4 protein-coding genes are annotated in these 6,663 nt (G+C 66.4%); 3 read left to right on the top strand and 1 reads right to left on the bottom strand.

The annotated features are described in order from the left end of the window. From VFU06_00680 to VFU06_00670, 3 genes are all read left to right on the top strand, one after another. Positions 1 to 754, top strand: a 754-nt coding sequence (locus VFU06_00680) for a transporter substrate-binding domain-containing protein (GenBank protein HEU5207896.1), incomplete at its 5' end; no start/stop codon positions are given. Next, a complete protein-coding gene (locus tag VFU06_00675) occupies positions 751 to 2,859 on the top strand; it encodes an ATP-binding protein (GenBank protein HEU5207895.1) in 2,109 nt (702 codons plus the stop codon). The genes VFU06_00680 and VFU06_00675, both read left to right, overlap by 4 nt. 759 nt (positions 2,860 to 3,618) lie before the next feature. Further along, complete coding sequence (locus tag VFU06_00670) at positions 3,619 to 5,511, top strand: MEDS domain-containing protein (protein HEU5207894.1); 1,893 nt, start codon at positions 3,619 to 3,621, stop codon at positions 5,509 to 5,511. Between the two features lie 223 nt (positions 5,512 to 5,734). On the opposite strand, the gene VFU06_00665 is transcribed toward VFU06_00670, so the two are convergent. Then, positions 5,735 to 6,663, bottom strand: a 929-nt coding sequence (locus tag VFU06_00665) for an FtsX-like permease family protein (GenBank protein ID HEU5207893.1), incomplete at its 5' end; no start/stop codon positions are given.

Here is a 6,663-nt window from a genome sequence, read left to right as displayed (position 1 = left end):
AACAGGCGAGGTTCGCGGCGAGGCACCGTCCGTGATGCGCTACGTTGCTGCCGCGCTCGAGATCGATTCGCTCCAGTGGTTCCCACTCCAGTTCGACAACCTGATGCCGGCCCTGGAGCGTGGGCGCATCGACGTCATCGCGTCCGGCCTGTTCATCACGGAGGCACGCGGCCGCCTCGTGCGGTTCTCGCTCCCAACCGCATGCCTCCATTCTTCACTCGTCGTTCGTCGTGCCACTGCGCTCGAGCGACCGTTCGAGTGTGATGCGTGCACCGTCGCGGTGATCCGCGGCAGCGTGGAGGAGCACGCACTGCATGCGGCGCGTACGAACGCCGCGGAAGGCACGACTTTCGTGGAGGACGGTCATGAAGTGCGCCATCCGGCGATCGGCGATGCAGCAGGGCCGCGACTTCTCGCTGCCCCGGATGCATCGACGGCGGTGGCAGCGGTGAAGTCGGGTGATGCACTGGCGCTCGCCATCTCGGCACCTACTGCACGGCTCATCGCGTCGCGCGACACTGCCCTTGCGGTACGAGACACGGTACCACCGGCGCTGATGGCGGATCCCGGGTGTGCAGCCCTCGCGTTCCGGCCGACGGACCGGTCGCTGGCGGCAGCTTTCGATGCAGTGCTGGCAGGCTTCGTTGGCAGTGACACGCATCAGGCGCTGGTGGCCGAGTTCGGCTTCACGCGCGCAGAGGTGTGCGCGGCCGCTGCGCGTGCAGATGATTCAACAGCGGGAACGTGTCGATGAGTCGCAGGTCTCTCGTTGCGTTGCGACCGTGGTCGCCGACCATCGCCCTGGTCCTCCTGGGCACCGCGTCCGTCCTGCTCCTCGAGAGTGTTCACTCCAACAGCCGCGACCTCCTGGAGCAGACCGTTGTTGCACTCGACAACGCGGCGGAGAGCCACCGACGGCTGCTGAATGCCTACCTGATCCATGAGCGGCAGGCTGCCGGCGATGCGACATTCGCGCAGGCCTCTCCTCTCGCCGAGGTGCGTGCCGCCGAGTACGCTCTGCTCAACTGGGTAGGTGGACGCAGCGGAATCGCGCGGTTCGACGGCGCTCCACCAGCCGACCCCGAACTCCTGGGCAGACTCTCGACCTATCGTGCGGCGCTCGACGCGTTCCGCAGCGAGCTCGCTACGACAGAGCCCGACAACATTGCCGTGCGTGTCGGATTCTCTGAGGCGGACCAGGCGGCAGCAGCGCTGGAGAACGCCATTCGCGATGACGTGAGCCGCGCGATGCGCGACGAACAGCGCGCATACGCGATGCAAATGGTCGGCTGGGCGCTGCTTCTGCTGATCAGCGTGGCGGCGGCCGTGTGGAGCCGCCGCGCGCTCGGGTCGTCCGAGCATCGGACGCGGCAAACCGAGCAGCGCCTGTCACGTCTGCGCGCACTCGCGCCCGTCGGCATCGCCGACTGCGGTACTGACGGGCGCGTGCACGCGGTCAACCCGGAATGGGGGCGACTCACAGGTCGTCGCGAACAGGAATGGGCCGACAGAACATGGTGGGATGCGCTCTCTCCAGCCTATCGCGATCGCGCACGCACGCTGTGGACGCGCGGCGCCGACGGTCCGGGCGCAACGGTGATGGAGGCGCGGCTCGACCGCAATGCTCGCGACGAGAGCGAAATCTGGGTCTTCGTGCGGTTCGGTGTCGAAGACGTGGTCGACGGATCGCGCAAGCGTGCTGTCACGCTGACCGATATCTCCCAGCAGCGTCGCGCCGAGGAGCAGCTCCAGCATGCCCAGCGACTCGAGGCGGTAGGACGGCTCGCAGGTGGTGCGGCGCACGACTTCAACAATCTGCTCACCAGTATCGGCGGCTTTGCCAGCCTTGCGCGCGAGCAGATCACTGACGAGGCAGCCGCACAGGACCTAGACGAGATCGAGAGGGCCGTCGCGCGGGGGCATGCCCTCACCCGTCAGCTGCTGACGTTCAGCCGCAGCAACAGTGCACGACCGGGTCTGATCGACACCGCGGGTGTGATCAGGGACCTCCGGCGGATGCTGGAGCGGCTCGTCCCCAGCGACGTCGTGATCGAGACGTCCTTCCGCCGCACGCCAGCCGTGCTGGCCGACCCGACGCAGCTCGAGCAGGTGATCACAAACCTCGTGATCAATGCGTCCGACGCGATGAACGGACAGGGTCGCATCCGGATCACCGTCGAGCCGGCGGAGCTGGCTCACCCTTTCAGGTCCGCGACCGGCGAGGTGGGGCCGGGCCGGTGGGTGCTGTTGTCGGTCGAAGACACCGGCCCCGGCATCCCTCCCGAGCTGCACCAGCGCATCTTCGAGCCGTTCTTCACCACGAAGGAGCGCGGCAAGGGGACCGGCCTCGGCCTGAGCACGGTGTGGGGGATCGTCCGCCAGGTCGGTGGCCATATCATGCTCCAGAGCGACCGGGGTCGCGGCACGACCTTTCGAATCTACCTTCCGGCGGCCGATGGCGTTGCGGATGCCAGATCGAGCGATAGGTCCTCGCGGGCACATCTCAGTGTCACGGGGACGGCACTCGTCGTCGACGATGAGAACGCCGTGCGCCGCCTGACAGTGCGCATCCTCCAGTTGCGCGGCTGGAGCGTGCTCGAGGCTGCGAATGGCGAGGCGGCGCTCCAAATCGTCCAGGAGCGCGCCGCCAACATCGACCTCGTCATCACCGACGTGATAATGCGCGGCATGGACGGACTCGAGCTGGCCGATCGGCTGCGTGAGAGCGGGTGCGAGGTCCCGATCCTGTTCGTGTCAGGATATTCCGGCGAGGACGTGGACCTGCCGGAAGGCGAGTTCCTCGAAAAGCCGTTCTCACCTCCCGCACTGCTCCAAGCCGTGGACGCGCTGTTGAATTGAGTGCGTACCGTCCATACGCCGCGCACGCTGAAACGACACGGGAGCAGCACCATTCGATGCCGCTCCCGGTCCTGACTCTTCCGGCTGCCGACTGACAGGACAGTGCCTGCGCGCACCGTCGCGGTTCTGCATGTCGCACAACGATGCAGAACGGCCGACCTTCACGTCATGAAACATCGTTTCTCCGTTCGGTGAGGCTATGCCCAAGACAATGCCCGCTGGCGGCGCCGCCACGGGAGTTGGTGCACACTTTCAGGCTCGAGTCGCTGCGCGCCTTGCGGTCCACATGCTCGCAGAGCAGGACTCTCACCCGCCGCACGGGCTCACTGCGCCGATAGCATGGGTCGGATGCGAAGGTGTCGAGCCTGTAGATGATGTGCTTGTTCGGATGAGAACGGCCATTCCGCCTACCTGCAGGCAAAGTCTGGCGTGTCACTTGCGCAGTGCGAGGCCATCTATGCGCTCATGGTCCTGAGAAGGTTCAGCACCGAGCGAGTTTCCGTTTCTGTCAGGCATGGCGCCGATCTTGAGCTGCTGCGTTTGACGATAGCAGCCGAGGAAGCTGCCACAGCCGGACGCTGGCTCCTGCAGCGGTAACGGCCATACGCCAGCTCCTTGGCGTGATGGCATTCTGCCCTTTGAAGGCACTTCAATCGGCCCTCTGCCGCTCACCGAGACGATGCGGCGGACGCAGAAGGTTCCAGCCATGCTAGCCCCATCGCGTGTGCTCCGAGGCGCGGCTGCGGCATCCTGTCATCCTTGTTCCCGCTCCGGTATCTTCGGTCTATCGCGTGCGCCGTCGTCACCGTACCGAAAGACCCGATGAGCAAGCTCGACGCCCTCAAGCGGCTCCCTCACGGCAGCCACGTGTGCCCGATCTATCAGCACGATCGGGAGCGCTTCACGACCGCCGCCACATTTCTCGGCCCCGGCTTCGCTCGAGGCGAACGCTGTCTCTATGTCGCGAGCGAGCCCGGGATCGACCGCCTGCTCGCCGAGCTGGCGGCCCAGGGATTCGACGTACGGGCGGAGCGCGATCGGGGTGCCCTGCACCTTCTGAGCGACCGCGACGTCTATCTCCGGGGCGGGCACTTCTCGGCTGATGCGATGCTGGAGTACCTGGACCGCAAGGAGCGTGAGGCGCTTCGAGACCGCTTCAGCGGGTTGCGCTACGCGGGCGAGATGAGCTGGGCCGTTTCCGCGAGCGAGGAACACGATCTCATTCCCTACGAAATCCGCCTCAACGAATTTCTCGAAGGGCGGCGGATGGTGGTGAGCTGCTTCTACAACCGCGAGCGTTTCGACGACGCCATCATTCACGACGTTCTACGAAGCCACCCTCTGGTCGTGATCGGCGACCGCGACTACGACAATCCGTACTACGAACCGCCGGAACTCCTGATGCGGGCCCCGCCGGAGCCCCCGGAATTCAGGAGAACGCGGGTGCGGTGGTGGATCGAGCGCCTGCGCGTTGTCGCGGAGAGGGAGGCGGAACGCGAAGAACTGGTCGGGCAGCTCCGCCAAGCGCAGAAGCTCGACGCGCTGGGGCGGCTGGCCAGCGGCGTCGCGCACGACTTCAACAACCTCCTCACGGTCATCGTTGGTAGCGCTGCCCTCCTCGAGGATTTGGTGGATGATGAGGAGGCCCTCGCGCTGGTTCAGGACATCCGGCGCGCATGCGAGCACTCGTCGGCTCTCACCCGGCAGCTTCTATCGTTCAGTCGGAAGGAAGTCCCAGCTCCGCGTGCGATCGACCTGAACACGATCGTCGAGGAGACTCTGGGCATGCTGGTGCGGTTGCTGGGTCAGCGGATCCGGGTCGAGAAGGAACTCGAGCGCGCTCCCTTGATCGTGCGGGTCGACCGGGGTCAGATCCAGCAGGTGCTGATGAACCTCGCGGTCAATGCCCGCGATGCGATGCCCGACGGCGGAACGCTCACGCTGCGTACGCGTGCCGAACGAGTCGTCGGTGAGCTTGCCGAGCGACTGGGGCTGGACCCTGGCTCGTACGCGACCCTGCAGGTCGGCGACACCGGAACCGGGATGACGGACGAGGTCAGGCAACGCCTGTTCGAGCCGTTCTTCACTACCAAGGGGCACGGACGCGGCACCGGGCTCGGCCTCGCCGTGGTTCACGGCATCGTGATTCAGAACCATGGAGCGATCCACGTGGACAGTCGGCCCGGTGACGGGTCGGTGTTCACCGTGTGGCTGCCCATGGTCGCGAGCGCGGTCGATGAACCGGAACCGCAGGCTCCTCCGGCATCCACCGACGCGGCAGGCGAAACGGTGCTGATCGTGGAGGACGAAGAAGCGATCAGGAAGCTGATCCGGAGGGTGCTGGAGCGCGCGGGCTACCGGGTGCTCGAGGCCGCGGACGCAGTGGAAGGCACCCGCCAGTTCCACGCCCGGGCTGTCGATCTGATCATCGCGGACGTCGGGTTGCCCGACATGCAGGGCGACCAACTGGCGGAGTCCCTACTACGCGAAGCGCCGGACACCCGCGTCTTGCTCCTCTCCGGCTTCACGGAAGCGGACATCGGGGAGCGGGTGAGTGACCTCGGCATCGTCTTCCTCCCCAAGCCGTTCACACCCCAGGATCTGCTATCGGCGGTCGCCGCGCTGCTCAGCCGCGGGCGCGGACACGGGTGAATAGGGAAGCACAGATCGGCACGCGAAGCGCGACGAATTCGAACTATGATAGAAGGTGGCGACGGTCCCTGCGAAGTCATGATAGACGCACCGGGGAAATATGACAGCTCGTGGCGAACCGCACGGGTGCCGATTTCGTCTACAGCATCATCGGCGATGGCGCTCACCGAAACGCGACGATCGAGGATCCCAAGCGGCCCTGTCCTTCGGTTTCTGCGCCCCCCTACTCACTCCGCAACGCCACCAGCGGATCCACCCGCGCCGCCCGCCGCGCCGGCAACCAGCTCGACACCGCCGCCAACCCGAGCAGCAGAACCGCGACCGCGCCGAGGGTAGCCGGGTCCGTCGGGCTCAGCCGGAACACCTGCGCGCGCAGCACGTCGGCCAGCAGGAGCGTCACGCCGAGGCCGAGTGCGACGCCCGCGCCCGCCTGCATCATCGCGCGCAGCACGACCTCGCGCTGAACTACGCGCGGTGCTGCGCCCAGCGCCATCCGTACGCCGATCTCGCGCGTGCGGCGGCCGACGATGTACGCCATCACACCGTAGACACCGACGGCGGCGAGGACGAGGGCGGCGACGCCGAATCCGGTGATGAGCAGCATCAGGAAGCGCCTCGTCGACAGTGCGGCGTCGACGTCCTCCTGGAGCAGGCGCAGGTCGACGACGGGGACGTTCGGATCGATGTCGCGGACCACTGAGCGCAGCTGCGGCATGATCGCGACCGGGTCGGATGCCGTGCGCACCAGTACGCTCATGCGTCGTTGCGACATCTGCTGGAACGGGAGGAACACGTATGGCCGGACTTCCTCCGTGGGTCCGGAGCGGCGCGCATCGCGCACCACGCCGACGATCGTAATCCAGTCGTCCTCCGACTGAACGGAACCGAACGAGAAGCGGCGGCCGATTGCGTCGGCGTCCGGCAGGAACCGCAGCACGAACGTTTCATTGACGACGGCGACGGTCGGCGCATCGGCGCGATCCGTGTCGGCGATGTCGCGGCCGCGCAGGAGTGTCATGCGCAGCGTCTCGAGCATGCCCGGTGTCGCAGCATCGTACGCCACCGGCAGACGCTCGACGGCGGGGCTGAGTTGCACGCCGTCCACGGTGATCGACGCCATGTTCGGCAGTCGCGAGAGGAACACGTTGTTGA

This window comes from Longimicrobiales bacterium (assembly GCA_035764935.1).
GTDB lineage: Bacteria > Gemmatimonadota > Gemmatimonadetes > Longimicrobiales > RSA9 > DASTYK01.
Note: the sequence above shows the minus strand (reverse complement) of the source record. Positions and strands in the feature narration are given on the sequence as shown.

What these genes read in the sequence shown, in the direction of transcription:
- VFU06_00675 (HEU5207895.1), top strand. Translation starts at nt 751, where the DNA reads ATGAGTCGCAGGTCTCTCGTTGCGTTGCGACCGTGGTCGCCGACCATC.